The sequence below is a fragment of the Lactiplantibacillus fabifermentans DSM 21115 genome (genome assembly GCF_000498955.2).
GTDB lineage: Bacteria > Bacillota > Bacilli > Lactobacillales > Lactobacillaceae > Lactiplantibacillus > Lactiplantibacillus fabifermentans.
Genome location: NZ_AYGX02000019.1, coordinates 1 through 18,534, shown reverse-complemented (window position 1 = coordinate 18,534; position 18,534 = coordinate 1). Strand labels below are relative to the sequence as shown.

The following is an 18,534-nucleotide window of genomic DNA, read 5'->3' as shown; positions in this document are numbered from 1 at the left end:
AGACTAAATAAAAGTAAGTACAATCGTCAAACTGGCTTGACCATGGCCCCTAAAAAAAACTACAATGGTAAACATTGCAGAAAGGGTGAACGTAGTGAAGCAGGAAACAAAGTATCAGATTGAAGTAGTGGCCAAAAAGCACCGACACATGTCGAATTGGGACATGTTTGCGACCTGGATTGGCGCTAATGCTAATAACGGGACTTGGTATGTCGGCGGGGTCTTAGCAGCATGCGGGCTGTTGACGGCCTTAAAGGTCATTATCGCTTCGTCCACACTTTCATATTTGTGTTTATCGTTAGTCGGTTTTATGGGTTATAAGACCGGCGCGGCCACGATGAGTTTAATTCGCGGGTCGTTTGGGGTGCGCGGGAGCTATGTCCCGTCGTTCGTCAATTTAACCCAATACATTGGCTGGACCGCCGTTAATACGTTCATTGCGGCGACTTCCGTCAGTTATTTATTGCATGACTTAGTGGGCTGGCCGGTTTATGGCAAACCCGGTGGCGCCAAAGGTTTGATTGCCGGAATCGTAGTCATGAGTATTTTGCATTTGCTCAGTGTTTCCGTGGGTCAAAAATCGGTACAGATGATAGAACGTGTCGGAATTATTTTAGTCATTCTGTTTGTCTTGTGGGAAACGGTCGTGGTCTTCAAGACGGTCTCATTTTCACAATTACTCGCGTGGCACGCACCAGCCAAACTCCATATGACGGCCGGTGCCGGCATGGATACGTTAGCGGCCTTTAACTTGTCGTGGGTTACAGCTGGCGCGGATTTTACCCGTTTCACCCGTAAACGTTCCGGGGCTACTGGGATGCCATTTTTAGGCGCTTTTACCGGGTTATTCTGGTTTGCCTTTATTGGTTTAGCCGCCACCATCAGTATTGCGATTACGTCTGGGACGTATGATCCGAATAACTCAGATCCTAGTACGATTGCGAGTCGTTTAGGGCTTGGGGTCTTAGCGTTACTAGTCATCGTGTTAACGAGTATGACGGCGAATGCGGTTAACTTATTGGCGGCGGGTTCGGCGTTATCTAATATTTTTCCGAAGATTCGCTTACGACCAGCGCTATGGGCGGTCACGATTATTGCGACCTTAGTGACGCTCATTCCGTTAGTGGTGGGGAGTTTCTTAACGGCCTTTACCGCGTTTTTGGATTATATCGGGATGGTCTTAGGACCGATGATTAGTGTGATGTTAGTCGATTATTATTGGCGGCACCATCAAAATTATGACGTTAACGAATTAGCTAGTTCGCAAGGGCAATATTGGTATGCGCATGGGATTAACTGGATTGCGTTGATTTGTTGGGTCCTAGGTGTGGTAATTTTCTTAGGGTTGAAACACATTACAATTATCGCCAACGTCTTTGGTGCAACCTTTATCGATATGATTTTAATCGGTGTAATTTACGTCGGGTTGATGCGGATTTTTTACCCGTTACCCCAAAAAGCCTAATTTGGATTACAATGAAGAGGTAAATGAAATTCAAAGGGGCGTCATTATGTTTAAATTAGATCAAATCGATACGGTATTAGCCGATTTAGGCGACCATGCCGACTTTGCGACTATCGCAAAAAAAGAAGCGGATTTAGGTGTCCAACATTTTCAATATGATGTCGCAGCTGGTTCCACCACGTACTTTGGTGAAAATGGCTACATCGTAGAACGGCGGACGAATGGGTTTGAAGCTCGGGTGGCTTTAGAAGAAGATGCCACTAAGGTTGCTGCTATTGCGAAAGATTATGTGGCTGGCAAATTAGCATTAAAAGACGCGGCTAAGCAACTCGGTCAAGCCGGTTGCCAAGCTTGGACCGCTAACTTGAAACGTCAAATCATCGACTTCAGTGGCGATGAAGGCAAAATCATGGCGACGGTCGAATATTAAACTGATTACGCAGTATCTAAAAATGGCACTTGATGGAATATTCATCAGGTGCCATTTTTCGTTAGAATTTTGTTGTTGAAACATGCGCCAACCAGGACTTTCCCTAATATTGGAGAAGGCGTCATTGACGTTGTGAGTCAGCAGCAATTCCAGTAGCCGTGGCGACCGGTTCGAGCCCAAAAGCGGTCTCGAACCTCACTTTGAAGCTTGGCACAGTTCCCCATTCTCCAAAGGTGTCGGTGCCGTAAGTCCGGCAAAAAACAGCCGCACTAACGCCACTTGCACGGCAACTTCCATTGCTGCTGACTCACAACTAAATGGTTTTTTTACAAGAAAATGTGGCGGTCGCCAATGCAGTGATTAGCGGTCTATCGGTGACTTGGTTGTGTCGGTTATGCTAGTTGTACGTAAGTTCGATTCTAGGAAATCCTTTCAAAGGTGTCATTTTATATGACTGATGATAATCGGTAGTTTTAGCTTCAGTAATATATGGAAAGACCCGCAAACTTATTCGCCGGTTGGCCCACACTGATAATGCCGCCACAGCCAGTCCAAACTAGCGGCGACGATTAACGCACAGATAATGCCTAAACCGTTGTTGAGCAGGCGTAACCCCACGGCCGGCCAGATGCCAAAGAGCGTATAGGCAATCGTCAGTGCGCCAAAACAGTTGAAGACACTAGCCCAAAAGTAACTCGGCGTTAATCCGAGTGCCAAGCCGGCGATGGGGGCGAGGATGCCAATCAAGCTATTTGGCATGATTTGTAATAAGCCGGCAAAAGCCAATGAGCCAACCACGACGCCGCTGAACCGTAAACTGGCCCGGCCCCGGAGTAATTTTGTGGTCGGCAGTAAGACGGACATACTAGCAAAGCCTAACCACATGGCGCGGCCGTTATTTAATAGTTGACCAATAAGTAATGCTGCCGAAACGCCGGTTGCCAAGCGCAATTGCCAACGGAACGTCGCGTCGTGAAGACCCCGAAATTTAAACACCCACCAAACGTGAACTTGCTGATTGGTCGTACGGTGATGTTTCCACAGAGCCCAGCCACAGATTACAAAGGCCGCTAAAAACGCCCAACCGCGATTGATTGCTGCGGCGTGACCAACTGGCATTCCCGTCACTAAGACGTAGCCAAACGTATACACACCACCGTTGCCGAGTAAGGGCGTGTCGCTAGTTAAGCGTAAAATCACTAGTAAACTCGAAAAGTTAACGACCAGCGCAGCCAACGGCCCTAGCTGGGGTAACCACATACTGTTGACCCAAGTTAGGGATAAGATGCCAGCTAACGCCCCGAGACTTTCGTAGACGTTATAGTTATAGCTAACGAAACGAAAACTAAGCAGCATACAAAAGGTGGCGACCCCGACATAACTACTAGCCGCGCCAAAAATTAGTGTAAAGCTCGCAATATAAGCAATCGCGAAACTTAGTAACGCGGTATCTCTGAGTAATAGCGCCCAAATGAACGCCCATTTTTGTGGCCATTGGTGGGTTTCATGTATTTTTTTGCGTAACATTCCCGGATTAAGTTGCATTAAAGCATAAGTTTGCATAGCGTCCTCCTCAAGATAAACGAGAAGCAGTATACCAAAAGCCGGTTTTTTATGTCAATGCGTAAATTAGGCCGTACCCGCGACGGGGCTTAATTGGTGGTCGCAGGTTTGGATAAGGAATAGCGCGCGCATTTTGATGCCGAAAATTAGTAAAAGCCACCCGATGAAATTTTCATCAGGTGGCTTTTGAATAATCAGTGCTAATACCCGGCTTGGTGATATTGCCGACTTAATTTACGTTCCAAACTTAGTAACGCAAGCGGATTGAGCTTCCGTAACTGTTCAGAATCATAGCGCATGACGAGCTGTTCCGGACTGTTGACGGTCACTTGTTGAACGCCGTTGAGCCCTTGAACCGCTTGTAAAATGGCTTGTTGTAGTTCGGGATGTTCCGGCCAAACAGGTGAAGTCAACATGACTAAGCCGTGTTCGGGATGTTGCAAGGTAATGTGATATTTCGTTAAGTACTTCTTGATCAGTTCCGCGGGATTCATGCGGTCAGCCCCCTAAATGCTCGTCCATAATGGGATTGCAGCATAGATGAAAAAGCCCATTAGACCAGCGAAAATGATGCCGGCAACTAGCCAAATAATCGCTAACCACTTTTGGGGCACGCGAAAATAATGCACCGCTAGGAACCAGCAAAGTAGCATCAAAATGGCACTAGTACCGATAATTAAATCAATTGTGATTTCCATAAATTAATAAAAACTCCTCATGTTAAACTCATGTTCATTGTGGGGGAATATCGCGGAAAGTGCAATCAAAAAATGCTAACCATTATGCGATGTTACAAAAATTTTAATGGTTAGCATTATTAATATTTTAGTTTTCAGTGGTTGCGGCTGGTTCTGGATGCCGTTTTTCAGCTAACGGGTCAACTGATTTGGCTGGTTGGTTGGTGACGAGTAAGGATAGGCAGAAGCCTAAGACGGACAAGGCCAACGTGAACCAGAACCCGTAATGCGTCCCGTGGACAAAGGCCGTGGTGCCAGTTGCGTGGCTAGCACTTTGACCGATACCTAGTAAACTCGTGGCAATCGCGGTCGCTAAAGCCCCTAAGATTTGTTGCAACGTATTTAAAATAGTACTCCCATCGGCGGCAACGGGTCCCCGCAACGCGTTTAGCCCGTATGTTTGCGCGGGCGACATGGCGAGCGGCGCGCCAATCATTAAGATGACGTGGGCCAAGACGACGTACCAGTAACCAGAATGGGTCGTGGTCATGATTAACATCAAGGCGCCGATAAAGGTAAAGATGAAGCCTAAGCGGGTCAGCCATTTGGCCCCGTAGTTATCGAATAACCGGCCAGAAGTGGCGGAGACGATGGCGTTGATGACCCCACCAGGTAACATCAAGACCCCGGTCAAAGCGACGGGCACGACTAAGCCTTTTTGCCAGTACATCGGCAATAAGTACATCGACGACATAATAATCCCGAAGTCGGTCATGACGATGGCAGTCCCGACACTGAATTTTTTAAACGTGAATGCTCGTAAGTTCAAAATCGGCGTATCTAAATGTAATTGGCGGTGACAATAGAAGTAGAGCGCCACAATCCCAATGGCTAAGGCCACTAAGACTAAGGGGTTCCCCCAGCCGCGGTCACCGGCGAGGCTAGCTCCGACGACTAAGCCGCCAAATCCAAAGGATGACAAGAAGATGGATAAGACATCGACTTTTGGCTTGGTGACTTCAGAAACATTTTGCATGAAAATAATGGTAATAATTAAGGCAATCGCCAATAGTGGGACGAATAACCAGAAAATCCAGTGCCACGATAAGGCCCCTAAGATTAAGCCAGCTAACGTCGGGCCGATGGCTGGGGCAAACATGATGACTAAGCCCACAAGTCCCATGGCCGCGCCCCGTTTTTGTGGTGGGTAAACGGCGAGTAAGACGATAAAAATTAATGGTAATAATAATCCGGTGGCAATCCCTTGGATCATCCGGCCAATCAATAAAATAGCAAAATCACTGGCGAGCGCCGAGATGATGGCCCCCACGATAAAATCACTTAACGCGAAAATAATTAATTGGCGGGTGGTGAAGTGTTTCGTCAACATGCTCGATAATGGTAAGACGATCCCGACCATTAATAAGTAACCGGTGACGAGCCATTGAATCGTCCCAGTGTTAACGTGTAATTGTTGTTCCAGTTGGGGTAAGGCGATGTTCAGCGCGGTTTCACTGAACATGCCGACAAAGCCCCCGAGTAGTAATCCAATCATGATCAAGGTTGGGTTAGAATGTGACTTGGTTTGCATAACATTTCTCTCCCTTTTCCGTACAGTAGGCACAATAGGTTACTGTAGCAGAAAAAAGCGCGCTTCGTAAGTGATTTCTGAAAATGTTGACCGGATTTCTGGAATCGTTTTAGGACTTCGCGTCGAATTTATAGCCACACTTCGGACAAGTCACGCGAATATTACCGTGATGGCGCGGAATCCGAATCCGTTGGGAACATTGGGCACAGTGGAAAAATTTGAATTGCCAATGTTGCTTGATTTGATAGTTTAACCGTAAAAAAGGACGCACGATGGGATACCAGATTTTTTGGAAACCACGGTTGATAGCAACTTGGGTGTAAATTTTCTTTGAAAATGTACGCCAATAACTAATGATAATTAATAGTAGCGCAATTAACGCTAACCAGTTGAAGCGGACAAAAAAGGTAATAATAATCAGTAGTAACGCGGTGTTATTTAACACTTTGTTGAGCGTGTCGTTTTGACCATAGCGCCCAATCATCATTTGTTGTAATCGTTGCATGAATTTAGAATTAGGTTTCATCAAAGTTCAACCTCCGTAAGTAAGTGATGGAATATCCTAACATATTTACTACTAGTCAGCAATTCGCGAAAGTTTTTGTAGCGTTTTTTCTTGGAAGCGGTGTATACTAAAAGCTATTCTTTTAAAAAGGTGGGGGCCGGAATATTATGACATTAAAACAACAACCAATTACGCAAGCAATGGTGTTAGATGCGATCAGCCGGGCAGCCTTAACCTTAGATCGTGCCGATACAACGCAAGCGGGATTACAGCAATTATTAAATGATTTTCGCAAAACTTTGTTAATGACGAATGGCGAAAACGCCACGACCGTCTTATATCAAAGTCGGATAACGAGTTATTTGTTACAACATCCAACGACATATCCAGCGACGGTGGCCGATTTAGCGAACATGCTAACCCAGTTCACCCATCAAGCGTCATAATAAAAATGTGCAGCCAAATTAATGGTTGCACATTTTTTTACGCAAATAAATCAGAAATGGTTTTATAATCATGCGCGCGTAAGTCAACGGTAGCGGCTTGGGCATTGCTAATAACTTGTTCGACGCGCTTGGCACCTGGAATCACAACACTGACAGCTTGGTTTCTTAAGTACCAAGCCAAAACGAGTTGCGCAATCGTCACGTCATAGCGTTTGGCTAAGGTGGACAACTGGTTGACGTGGTCGATATTTTGTTGGAAAGCAGCCGGTTGGAATTCCGGCTTGTTGCGCCGTAAGTCACCTTCAGGGAACGTAATCGGTGCTTGGTATTTGCCAGTTAATAAACCACTAGCGAGTGGGAAGTACGGCACAAATGAGATTTGATGATCACGCAAGTAAGGGAATAAGTCGGTTTCCGCCGCGCGGGCCATCAAACTATATTCATTTTCAACGATGTCGACCAAGTTGTCTTGGTTGGCTTCTTTGAGTTGCACTAAATCGACATTCGAAACCCCAATCGCCCGAATCTTGCCGGCTTGTTTTAAGTCGTTTAAGGCCGCGATCGCTTCATTTAACGGCGTCTTCCCATCTGGAAAATGAACGTAGAAAATATCCAAGTAGTCGGTTTGCAGCCGCTGTAAGCTGTCATCGACGGCTTGTTTCAAAAAGGCCGGTTCGTTGTGTAATTCGACTTGGTCACCGACTAACTTTTGCGCGGCTTTCGACGCAATCACAACTTTACTGCGATCGTAGTCTTTGAGCACTTCACCGATTAATTCTTCGGAATGACCGAACCCATACGCATAGGCCGTATCGATTAAGTTGATGCCGTGATCCAAGGCGGCCCGCACTAACGCTTTGCCGTTGTCGTCTTGTAAGTTGGGAAATAAGTTAGTGCCACCGACCGCATTGGCACCTAAGCCCATTGCAGTAGCCGTTACGTCGGATTTTCCAATTGTCGTCGTTGCCAAGTTTGCCATTTTTTGAGCACTTCTTTCGATAGTTAATTTTATTTATTGTCCTGCTAATGGCCTGTAAAAAGCAATTAGTCTGTTTGGAAGTTGGGCTAAATTAGCAAAATTTAATTAAAAAAATTCAAGCGGTGCAAGGCCCCAGCTAAAACCTAAACCAATTGTATGCAAGTTTAATAATATTTATCACCAAAAACGTTTTTCCGGCTTTGCCTTGGTCTAGTCGGCCTGTTGGTAAAGTGCTATTACTTTTAATTATGAAAATAACCGCTTAAATATAACATCAAAATTATACTAGTCATTACCCCTAAAAACCGCGCAATAACAATCATGGTAAAAGGTTATTTATTCGCGGATATTCATTGAAATTGTGATGGTTAACGTGATATATTATAAATGCATAAGCAACTTATCTATTAACGATAGCAATTAATTAAATTTATTATCGTACTTCCCAATTTACCGGGGGACTGTCAGGGAAAAGGTCGGTACTTAGGATATCTATAATTGTTAACGGTTACTTAAATAGTCTATCAATCATTGGAAACGGGGATTTCGCTATGAATAAAGGGCAAGATAAAAAAGTGTATTACAAGATGTATAAAAAAGGACGTTTCTGGGTCTTTGCTGGGATGACATTAGCGATGCTCAATGTTAATACCGTTGTCAGTCACGCCGACGAAGCCACTGACAGCAGCGCTAGTGCCGAAGAAAGTACGAATACGACCAGCGTTGCCAGCCAATTGAGTGATCAAAAAGTGGTTTTAAGTAGTAGCAATCAAGCTAGCGCGGACACCAACAGTGCCACGAGTACGAATGCTGGTACGGCAACTGATACGACCAAAGCGGGCACTTACACGATCACTTACAGCTACACGGATGCAGCCGGCAATGTCTTCAGCCAAGCGACGACCGTAACGGTTACCGCCGCTACTAATCCAGATAATAACAATAATGGTAATACCGATAACAACGGTAATACTAACAATGGCAATAATGGTAATGGCGACAACCTTAATCCGGGCGAGCCAACCAAGCCAGCTGAAAAACCATCGACACCAACGGAATCTAGCAAGGTCACTTCACAAGATGATGATATTAAAGTCACCACTTCTGATGACATGATTACGCCTGACAAAGAGTCGTCAGCTAAAGCGAAGGCAAACGCTAAGATGACGAAGACTGCTCAGACATCTGGCACTAAGGCGAATGTTATGCCAGCCACGGCCCAAATCAACGGCTCAGTGAACGCGCCAGTTGCGCCTAAGCACGCTACTGAATTACCACAAACGAATGAACATGCCGCTGCTGCTGAAGTTATTGGCTTAACTTTATTAGCGGTGACCAGCTTGTTCGGTTTAAGCCGGTTCGGTCGTAACCGTCGGCATGAATAATTTCTAGGCACAATGATTGCGCATCTAACTAAGTAATTAGTTGGGTGCGCTTTTTTGCGTTCATAATTTATTTTTTAATACCGGTTGTGTGGTAGTGATTGCTTGCTGACGATGCTAATAAGGACCGTCAGTCTATCAAAAGTTACCAAGGGTCAGTATATGTTGGGAATGCTGTGGCTATCCGTTCTAAATCAAATAAGTAAAAGTTGGGGACGAATGTTATAAAAGTCGTTAGCTATTAACGCGATAGGGGCGCGGCTTTGGCCGATTTCATCGGCTTAAATATCGGCGGGATTTTAAAAGCTATCTATATGAAAATAATTATGGAATTATATTTTTAAGTTGAATAAGTTAATGCCTTAATTTAATTAATGAGATATAATGATTAAAGAGGTACATTAAAATATTTTTGAATTGATTAATTGAATCAAATAAATTCGCGGGGGATTTTGAGATGAATAATTTTAATCAGCACAAAACTATACCAGCATTAAATCGGAGTTGGCTTTACATAAGCATGGTCATGTTGAGCATGGCCAGCCCATTACTTATTAGCAAAATTGTCCATGCCGACACCAATACTGATACAGCCGATAATACGGCCAGTTCTGAGACCACGACCAAAGCAACCACAGCTGCTAAAACAGTAGTTCTCACTGGTAATCAAACTAGCAGCAATACCACTACGTCAACAGCCCAAAATCGTACGGCCGATACCGACAGCAGTACCACTATGTCAAGCAGCACTGCGACGAGCACCACCGAGAACACTGCCGAAAAAACTAGTACTAATAACGATAATTCGGCTACTAACGCCAGCACTGTGACAACGGCAGCAACTACTATAACCGGTGATACCGATTCAGAAACCGATAATACGGGGACTGCCAACGAAACATCAACAACAACGCCTGCCAGCAGTCAAACGACTGCGACCACTGATAGCTCAACCACCACTGCGGCCACTAACCAAGCTAGTGCCACCACTCCTGATGCAGTTGTCACGACGACTGACGCTAAAACTGATACCACACCTACAAGTACGACCACAACCACAACACCAACTACCAGCACGCGTACGACCGATAACCAAGTTAAAACCACTAATAAAGTTGCAGTAAAAGCGACACTAGCTAAAATGGCAACAAAGACCGCCGCGACTGTCGATGACAGCCAAGTGGTTACTTTTGCAGACGCTAATTTAGCGGCCGCTGTCCGTTCAGCATTAGGCGTCGCTAGTGGCGCTGATATTACGATTGGCAATATTCGGCATTACATCGGCACGGCGGTGGCCATTGGTTCATTTGTTAAACCGATTGCTGTCAGCAGCTATAGCGGGATGGAAGCGCTTTTAGAATTGCCGACGAATAAGTATGTCAATCTCTTTACCACGATGCTCAATAATCAAGGCGGCGAAGATTTAAGTGCTTCCAGTCCAGACTTGACACCGTTAGCTGGCATTCAATTTCAAAGTTTAGCGTTGTATTCGGCTTACTGGGGTCGCGTGGACCCGACCGCCTTACTCAACCTTTCGGCTACCAAACTGCGTAATATTTATTTACAGCCGCAACAAGATGACGTGGATACTTATTATCAAAAAAACGTTAACGGGATGACTAATCAGCAATTAGCGATTTTAGCGCCGCTATTTGTATCGATGAGCAATAATGCGGATACCTTTTTTAAAGTCATTAATTTGGCCGACAATTGTTTAACTGATTTTTCAGTGTTGAGTGGGATGAATACTGCCACGGATATGCGGATCTATGCTGCTGGACAGCTATATTTAAATACTGATCCGATTAATGTTGTGACGAATCAACCAATCACGTTTACTAGTAACGAACAAATTGGTGTCGATGGCACGTACTTACATTCAGAAAATGAACAATCTTACAGTATTTCGCCAGAATATACTTATGATGAAAATGGCAAAATAACGGGAGTGACATGGGACCCTGCTGAATATCTAGGTGATGGTCAGTATTATATTGTGTCACCAAAACAAACGGGCAACTATTTGACGTATGGTCAATGGGGCTATGCTACACATGCGGTTGCTAATTCGCCGTATTACTTCAGTATTTTCTATGGTAAATATAACTATAGTTTGCAATTATTGACCGATGCGATGATTTATCGAATCACTAACTGGCAAACAAATCCCACCATCACTGTCAATTACATCAACCGAGCCACCGGTGAGGTCCTGCAAAAGCAAGTCCTCGGTAGCGGCAAACAAATTGGTGACACTGAAGACTTAACCAATACGACGACTTTAGCTGGCTATAATTATTTAGGCACCGATGCGCCAAGTTTGAACTTAACTTACAGCGCGGACCCCCAAGTCGTGAACTTATACTACGGCGTTGAATACCGGACCCAAGTCGTTTACGTCGATGATACGACTGGACAAACTTTGCACACTGATGAATTATCCGGTGCGGCAGGGACGACTAGTGGCTATCGGACGATCACTACCATCAAAGGTTACGTTGACCAAGGCTATGAATTGGTTAGCGACGATTATCCAACGGCGGGAGTCGTGTTTGTTGACGGGTTGCCCGTTTACACCGTTCATTTACAACATAGCCAAACGGCACTCAACGATAGTAAAACGGTCAGTCAAACGATTCATTACGTCTACGCCGATGGCACTACGGCGGCGACAGATCATACGGCAAAAATTGAATTTACGCGTACCGGCAGCCATGACCAGGTCACTGGTACCGACACGTGGGATGCTTGGTTGAGCACCCAAAATAGTTTTGACGCGGTGACTTCACCGGTCATTAAAAATTACGCGGCCGATATGATGACGGTCCCAGCCGTGACGGGTATTACCGTCACGAGCGCTGATATCGAAACGACCGTCACTTACTTAGTTAAACAAGGTAGCGCCCAAGTAGTTTATCAAGATGCGACGACCGGACAAACGTTAGGCGCTGACACCTTGATTGGCGCCCAAGGCACCACCAGTGACTATACGACCGCGGCGCTGATTCAAAAATGGTTGAGTCAAGGCTACGTCTTAGTTAGTGATGGTTATCCGGCGGGTGGTGCCACGTTCGATGATACGGTAGCCACATATGTCGTACAATTCAAACATGGCACGACCGTCGTCAACGACCAGCGGGATGTCACGGAAACCATCCACTATGTTTACGCGGATGGCACCACCGCCGCGACTGACCATCAAGCGACGATTGCTTTTAAGCGGACGGGACTAACCGATAACGTCACCGGAACAACGACGTGGCAAAATTGGACGAGTGCGACGACGAGTTTTGCCGCGCAGCCGTCACCAACCATTAACGGCTACACCGCTGATCAAACGACGATTGCTGCTATTGAAGGCATAACGCCTAGTAGCGATAATGTCGAATTGACCGTTACGTACAAGGCGCAACCTGTGACGCACGGGACGATCAAGGTGGTCTATGTTGATCAAACGACGGGTCAGACCTTGCACCACGAAACGTTAACCGGTGCAGTTGGTACCACTAGCAGTTATCAAACGGAAGCGTTGTTAAAACAATTGGTAGCGCAAGGTTATCAGGTGGTCAACGACGGCTATCCGACAACGAGCGTCACTTTCAATCAGGCGACGCAAACATATACGGTAACCGTGAAACACGCCACCACGGCCACGACTGAGAATCGGACGGTGACGCGCACGATTCATTACGTTTATGGCGATGGCACTAAAGCAGCGCCAGACTATATCGCGACAATTACCTTTACGCGGACCAAGACGACCGATGCAGTCACTGGTGCGACGACTTGGTCAGCTTGGTCGAGTGGTCAAACTAGCTTTGCGGCCGTTGCGTCGCCAACCATTGCTAGTTTCAAGGCAGATTACAGCACAGTGACGGCCATACACCTTGTCACCGCGGCTGATGCGGACTATGTCACAATCATTACTTATCAGGCTGATAAGGGTGACGAAATCAATGGCGGTGGTCAACCAACCACGCCGGTAAAACTGACGACGCCAGTTCAACCAACGCGGCCGGCTGCTAGTCCCACTCAATCGCCGCGGAAGGTCAGCGATGCCACCAGCAATACGACTAGTCGCCAATCAGCGACCGGTAGCGTCAAAACGGTTAGCGCTGATTTGATTCAGCCAGCCACCGCCGCGCAAACGCCGGCACAACTAAATTAGCCCCCGCAAAGGAACGGCTTCACGGTCGTTCCTTTTTTGCGGTAATAATCTTATTTATATTTAGATAAGGCTGCGCTATCATAAGAATGAACGTTGAGTTAAATAGTTGCTTTTTACTGTTTACGGTTGTAAACTAAAAATAGAAATTGGCACGAAAGGTGGCTAATCAAAGTGGAAGCACAAACACAGATTGAAATTAGTGATGCGGAATGGGAAGTCATGCGGGTCACGTGGACGCTCGGCAGTGTGACGAGCAGTCAGATGGCTGAAATCATGGCCGAAAAGATGGGCTGGAAGACGGCGACGGTTAAAACCTTGCTAGGACGGCTCATTAAGAAAGGCGCTTTGCGGGCTGAAAAAAACGGTCGGGCCTTCACGTACTATCCGACAGTTGATGAACAACCGTCGATGGATGAAGCGGTGACCACTTTGTTTGGACACTTGTGTCAGATGCGGGTTGGACAAACATTGACCGACTTAGTGGCCAAAGTACAACTGAGTCAAAAAGACATCCAACAATTACAAGCCGCCTTAGCTAAAAAAGCCGAAACGGCCCCCGAAATGGTTGATTGCGACTGTGTCCCGGGACAAACGAAATGTTAATTAAGTAACGCGCGAGCCTTGAGCTGACGCGTTATTTTTTTATATTTTGAAAATTGAAAAAATAATGAAAGCTCCAACTTGACATTTATCGTTTACGATTGTAAACTATAACCATAAATTACAAATGTAAACAAAGCAAAAGTAGCAGATTAAGGGGTGGCAATTATGAAGATGGATAACATGCAAAACATGGGGGATATGCAACACGCCCCGGAAAAAGATATGAGCAACATGGACATGTCGAATATGGACATGGATATGGGCGGCGGCCAAATGATGCACATGGGGAACTTGAAACGCAAATTCTGGGTCTCATTGATTTTAACCTTACCATTAATCGTGATGAGTCCCATGATGGGGATGCAGTTACCGTTTCAAATCATCGCGCATCCGTGGACGGATTACTTAGTTGCTATTTTAGGCACAATCATTTTCGTTTATGGGGGACAACCTTTCTTGAGTGGGGCCAAAGCCGAATTGCATAACCACAAGCCAGCGATGATGACCTTAATTGCGATGGGGATTAGCGTGGCCTTCATTTACAGTATTTATGCGGTCGTTGAAAATAACGTGTTACACGCGACCCCCGCAGTGACCGATTTCTTCTGGGAACTAGCGACCTTGATCGACATTATGCTGTTAGGACACTGGATCGAAATGGATACGCTGATGAGTGCCGGTTCGGCAGTCGACAACTTAGCCAAATTATTACCAAGTACCGCGCACAAAGTTGTGGCCGGTGACGTTCAAGAAGTGAAGATTGCGGATTTAGTAGCGGATGACCACGTTCAAGTTCGTGCTGGTGAAAAGATTCCCGCTGATGGCGTCATCGTGAGTGGGGCCACCAGTGTCAACGAATCAATGGTCACTGGTGAAGCGCGGCTCGTTGAAAAACAAGTTGATGCCCAAGTTGTTGGTGGGTCGGTTAACGGTGAAGGTACGTTTGAGATGCGGATTACTGGGACCGGCGAAGATGGCTATTTGGCGCAAGTGATGAAGTTAGTTTCCGATGCGCAAGCCGCTAAGTCGGAACAGGAAAACATGGCCGACCGCGTGGCAGGGTTACTGTTCTACGCCGCGTTGACGGTTGCCATCGTCGCATTTATCGTCTGGTTATTAGTCGGTAACTTGGCATTAGCCTTATCAATTGCGGTCACGGTCTTAGTCATCGCTTGCCCGCATGCTTTAGGCTTAGCGATTCCGTTAGTCGTAGCCCGGAGTACCGCCATTGCGGCTAGCCACGGTTTATTGATTCGGAATCGTGACGCTATGGAACAAGTTAAAAAGTTGAACTATGCGTTAATGGATAAAACTGGGACATTAACGGAAGGTAACTTTAAAGTGGCCGAGTATCAAAGTTTGGACCCGCAATATCAAGCTGATGACGTTTTACAAATTATGGCGGGCTTGGAAACCGGGTCTAGTCATCCGTTAGCCGTGGGTATTTTAACGGCGGCTAAGGATCAAAAGTTGACCCCCGCGCCGGCCGAAGATGTGCATCAAATTACCGGGGTCGGGTTATCAGGAACGGTCAATGGTCGGACCTATCAAGTTGTTTCGGCGGCTTACTTAGACCGGCAACAACTGGCCTATGACCACGCCACGTTTGACCGCTTAGCTTCAGCGGGGAACTCGGTCAGTTTTTTAACGGCTGACCAACAAGTGTTAGGCTATGCCGCGCAAGGTGACCAAATCAAACCTGAAGCTAAGAACTTGATTACGAGTCTGCAAGCACAACACATTACCCCCGTCATGCTGACCGGTGATAACGCGCAAAGTGCCCAAGTCGTGGCGCAACAACTCGGGATTACCGAAGTGCACGCAAGTCTGTTACCAGAAGATAAAGCCAAATTAGTGAAACAATATCAAGCTGATGGCAGTCCCGTCATGATGATTGGCGATGGCGTCAATGATGCGCCCAGCTTAGCGAGTGCGGAAATTGGCGTGGCCATTGGGTCCGGGACCGATGTGGCCATTGACTCAGCCGATGTGGTCTTAGTTAAGAGTAACCCGAACGATGTCGTTCAATTCTTGGAACTGGCGCGGCAAACGACCTGTAAGATGACCCAAAACCTCTGGTGGGGCGCGGGCTATAACGTTATTACGATTCCATTAGCGGCCGGCGTCTTAGCGCCCATCGGCTTCATCCTCAATCCGATGTTTGGTGCGGTCGTGATGTCATTGAGTACCGTGATTGTCGCTATCAACGCGATGACCTTGCATATCAAAGACTAAACTGATTACCGTAAATTAAATGTTGCAAATGCATGCCACACCTTGAGTTCGGTGCTAAAATAAATAATATTATGAAATCAAGGATGTGAGCACCAATGTGTACGAGTTTAACGTTTCAAACGACAACTGGTGATCGATTTTTAGCGCGGACGATGGACTTCGCGTTTGAACTCGGTGGCCGCCCGGTCGCGATTCCCCGGCACCATCATTTTAGTAGCGTCACGAATGCCGCTGGCTTTGACGCCCCCTATAGTTTTGTAGGGACCGGCCGTGATTTAAATGGCTATATTCTTGTTGATGGGGTCAATGAATACGGCGTTAGCGCCGCGGCCCTCTATTTCTCAGGGCAAGCCCACTACGAAACGGAAGCCGTTGCTGACCAAATCAACTTAGCACCGCACGAAGTGTTAATGTGGATTTTAGGTAACGTCAAAAGCACGGCCGAATTAGGCGAACGCTTGGCCGACTTGAATATTATGGAAGCCGCCGCACCGTTATTAAACATTGTGGTGCCACTCCATTGGATTATTAGCGACCGCGATGGTAATACCTATGTCTTAGAACAAGAAACTGACGGGATGCATTACATGGAAAATCCCGTGGGTGTTATGACCAATACGCCGGACTTCGGGTGGCAACTGAAGAACTTGAGTAACTATTTACAATTACAACCCGGTCCTCATCCGAGTCGCCAGATGGGTGACTTGAAAGTAAACGCTTTTGGTCCCGGGACGGGTGCGATGGGGATGCCTGGTGATTATACGTCACCATCTCGCTTTGTTCGGACAGCGTTTATGCGCCAATACACGGATGATGTGGCCGAAGACAGTGCCGCGATTAATGCCTTATCCCACATGTTGAATTCAGTTGAAATTCCCAAGGGGGTTAAGCTGAGCGCCGATGGTTCCGCTGATTATACCCAATATCGGGCGTACATGAGCATGCATGAACCGGCCTTTTATATCCAACCATATGATGACCAAACAATTACGCGGGTAGCATTGACCGATGCCTTGATGACGGCTGATCAACCGACCGAATTTGCCTTGAAAAAGAGCCAACAATTTAATGCAGTGAATTAGTTAATTCGCTCAAAAAACGACCAACGCAACTTGTTGGTCGTTTTTTTGTTGAGTTTAAGTAACAATAAAGTGAAATTGATGGTACACTATATTTGAATTTAGGCTTCCATAACTTAAAAATAATGTCAGCAAAAGGGACTTGCAATTTCTACTTAAAGAGAATAATATGTATTAAGTAAGAATGATTACAAAGTAGTCGATGGGAGTTGGCAATTATGAAACAAAAAATGACCTTAGCACAACGGGTCAACATATTGCGCGCCGGTGTCATGGGTGCCAATGATGGTATTTTGTCCGTTGCGGGGATTGTTGTGGGGGTCGCTGGTGCTACGACCAACAGTTTTTCGATTTTGATTTCTGGGTTGGCCGGGATGCTGGCGGGGACCATTTCAATGGCCATGGGGGAATATGTTTCCGTCAATACCCAAAAAGACTCACAAAAGATGGCGATTCAGCATCAAAAGCAAGCTTTAGCTGATGATTATGATGCGGAAGCGAAGATGGTCACTGATAAGTATGTTGAGCTCGGTATCAGTGAACCGCTCGCCCAACAAGCTACGAAAGAAATGATGGCTGATAATGCTTTAGGGACGACCGTGCGGGAACGTTACGGCTTTAACCCCAGTGAATTTATTAGTCCTTATGCGGCCGGGATTGCGTCAATGATCGCCTTCCCAACCGGGTCGATTTTACCGTTAGTTTCAATTACATGTTTCCCACCGAAAATCAAAGTTATCGCGACCGTGATTGCGGTGGCCATCGCGTTATCCATTACCGGATATGTCGCGGCGGTCTTAGGCAATGCCAACCGTAAACATGGGGTCATGCGGAACGTGGTTTCAGGATTATTAACGATGGTCGTCACGTACTTTATCGGCCGGCTATTCGCCTAAGTTAATTGATGGGAGAGTGTCAAAATGATGTTATCGAAAGCAAAACCAAAAAAAGAAAAACAAACGATGGACGAAAAGCTCAATACATTGCGGGCCGGCGTCCTCGGTTCTAACGATGGGATTTTAACCGTTGTTGGGGTGCTATTCAGTGTTGCGGCGGCGACGACTAATCAATTTACGATTTTTATCGCCGGCTTATCGGACTTGTTTGCTTGTGCCTTTTCAATGGCGTCTGGGGAATATGCCTCGGTTAGCACGCAAAAGGATACTGAAAAAGCGGTCGTCGAAAAAGAACGGCAATTATTGAAGACGGACTTTGATAGTGAAGTTGCGGCGGTAAAGCGCCATTATATGACGATGGGCGTTACCGAAGAAACTTCGCTAGCGATTGCTAAAGATTTATTAGCCAAGAAACCGTTGGAAACGGTCGTTAGCGTCAAGTATGACATGCAATTAGGTCACTAGGTAGATTGTAAAATTAATCCGAACGCTGTTCGGACAAAAAAGATCAGCTT

At 46.2% G+C, this 18,534-nt stretch carries 15 protein-coding genes and 1 pseudogene; 10 read left to right on the top strand and 6 right to left on the bottom strand.

What is annotated here, in order from left to right; genetic code table 11:
- Window positions 1-94 precede the first annotated feature (94 nt).
- Together DY78_RS01350 and DY78_RS01345 are read left to right on the top strand one after the other, a co-directional pair.
- Window positions 95-1,465: a cytosine permease gene (locus DY78_RS01350; RefSeq protein WP_024625715.1), complete on the top strand. Its 1,371-nt coding sequence runs from the start codon at window positions 95-97 to the stop codon at window positions 1,463-1,465.
- 46 nt (window positions 1,466-1,511) lie between these two features.
- The gene (locus DY78_RS01345) at window positions 1,512-1,895 is read left to right on the top strand and encodes a DUF1398 family protein (RefSeq protein WP_024625714.1); all 384 of its coding nucleotides are present in this window, start codon (window positions 1,512-1,514) and stop codon (window positions 1,893-1,895) included.
- A 507-nt stretch (window positions 1,896-2,402) separates the two neighbouring features.
- On the opposite strand, the gene DY78_RS01340 is transcribed toward DY78_RS01345, so the two are convergent.
- The 5 genes from DY78_RS01340 to DY78_RS01320 all read right to left on the bottom strand — a co-directional run bounded on the left by DY78_RS01340 (window position 2,403) and on the right by DY78_RS01320 (window position 6,252).
- Complete coding sequence (locus DY78_RS01340) at window positions 2,403-3,458, bottom strand: FUSC family protein (protein ID WP_024625713.1); 1,056 nt, start codon at window positions 3,456-3,458, stop codon at window positions 2,403-2,405.
- A 200-nt stretch (window positions 3,459-3,658) separates the two neighbouring features.
- Window positions 3,659-3,952: a hypothetical protein gene (locus DY78_RS01335; protein ID WP_024625712.1), complete on the bottom strand. Its 294-nt coding sequence runs from the start codon at window positions 3,950-3,952 to the stop codon at window positions 3,659-3,661.
- Between the two features lie 12 nt (window positions 3,953-3,964).
- Window positions 3,965-4,156: a hypothetical protein gene (locus DY78_RS01330; RefSeq protein ID WP_024625711.1), complete on the bottom strand. Its 192-nt coding sequence runs from the start codon at window positions 4,154-4,156 to the stop codon at window positions 3,965-3,967.
- A gap of 127 nt (window positions 4,157-4,283) precedes the next feature.
- Window positions 4,284-5,726: a DHA2 family efflux MFS transporter permease subunit gene (locus tag DY78_RS01325; RefSeq protein WP_051385247.1), complete on the bottom strand. Its 1,443-nt coding sequence runs from the start codon at window positions 5,724-5,726 to the stop codon at window positions 4,284-4,286.
- Between the two features lie 109 nt (window positions 5,727-5,835).
- Window positions 5,836-6,252 carry a hypothetical protein gene (locus DY78_RS01320; RefSeq protein WP_024625709.1) on the bottom strand — a complete coding sequence of 139 codons (417 nt, stop codon included), beginning with the start codon at window positions 6,250-6,252 and terminating at the stop codon, window positions 5,836-5,838.
- Window positions 6,253-6,398: 146 nt separating this feature from the next.
- On the opposite strand from DY78_RS01320, the gene DY78_RS01315 reads away from it, so the two are divergent.
- The gene (locus DY78_RS01315; protein WP_024625708.1) at window positions 6,399-6,677 is read left to right on the top strand and encodes a hypothetical protein; all 279 of its coding nucleotides are present in this window, start codon (window positions 6,399-6,401) and stop codon (window positions 6,675-6,677) included.
- A gap of 37 nt (window positions 6,678-6,714) precedes the next feature.
- Here DY78_RS01315 and DY78_RS01310 read toward each other — a convergent pair whose 3' ends face one another.
- On the bottom strand, window positions 6,715-7,656 hold the full coding sequence (locus tag DY78_RS01310) for an aldo/keto reductase (RefSeq protein WP_029779105.1): 942 nt from the start codon (window positions 7,654-7,656) through the stop codon (window positions 6,715-6,717).
- A 551-nt stretch (window positions 7,657-8,207) separates the two neighbouring features.
- On the opposite strand from DY78_RS01310, the gene DY78_RS01305 reads away from it, so the two are divergent.
- The 7 genes and pseudogenes from DY78_RS01305 to DY78_RS01275 form a co-directional block, all read left to right on the top strand.
- Window positions 8,208-9,041, top strand: coding sequence for a KxYKxGKxW signal peptide domain-containing protein (locus DY78_RS01305; RefSeq protein ID WP_024625706.1), 834 nt, complete (start codon window positions 8,208-8,210; stop codon window positions 9,039-9,041).
- A 454-nt stretch (window positions 9,042-9,495) separates the two neighbouring features.
- A complete protein-coding gene (locus DY78_RS01300) occupies window positions 9,496-13,206 on the top strand; it encodes a mucin-binding protein (RefSeq protein WP_156404088.1) in 3,711 nt (1,236 codons plus the stop codon).
- A gap of 171 nt (window positions 13,207-13,377) precedes the next feature.
- Complete coding sequence (locus DY78_RS01295) at window positions 13,378-13,809, top strand: CopY/TcrY family copper transport repressor (protein ID WP_024625704.1); 432 nt, start codon at window positions 13,378-13,380, stop codon at window positions 13,807-13,809.
- A gap of 180 nt (window positions 13,810-13,989) precedes the next feature.
- Window positions 13,990-16,044, top strand: coding sequence for a heavy metal translocating P-type ATPase (locus tag DY78_RS01290; RefSeq protein WP_024625703.1), 2,055 nt, complete (start codon window positions 13,990-13,992; stop codon window positions 16,042-16,044).
- 95 nt (window positions 16,045-16,139) lie between these two features.
- Window positions 16,140-17,126: a choloylglycine hydrolase family protein gene (locus DY78_RS01285; RefSeq protein ID WP_024625702.1), complete on the top strand. Its 987-nt coding sequence runs from the start codon at window positions 16,140-16,142 to the stop codon at window positions 17,124-17,126.
- 215 nt (window positions 17,127-17,341) lie between these two features.
- Entirely contained in the window at window positions 17,342-18,019 is a 678-nt protein-coding gene (locus DY78_RS01280; protein ID WP_024625701.1) for a VIT1/CCC1 transporter family protein, read from the top strand.
- A 27-nt stretch (window positions 18,020-18,046) separates the two neighbouring features.
- A pseudogene (locus DY78_RS01275) lies at window positions 18,047-18,481 on the top strand (VIT1/CCC1 transporter family protein); the annotation flags it as partial.
- Window positions 18,482-18,534: the final 53 nt, after the last annotated feature.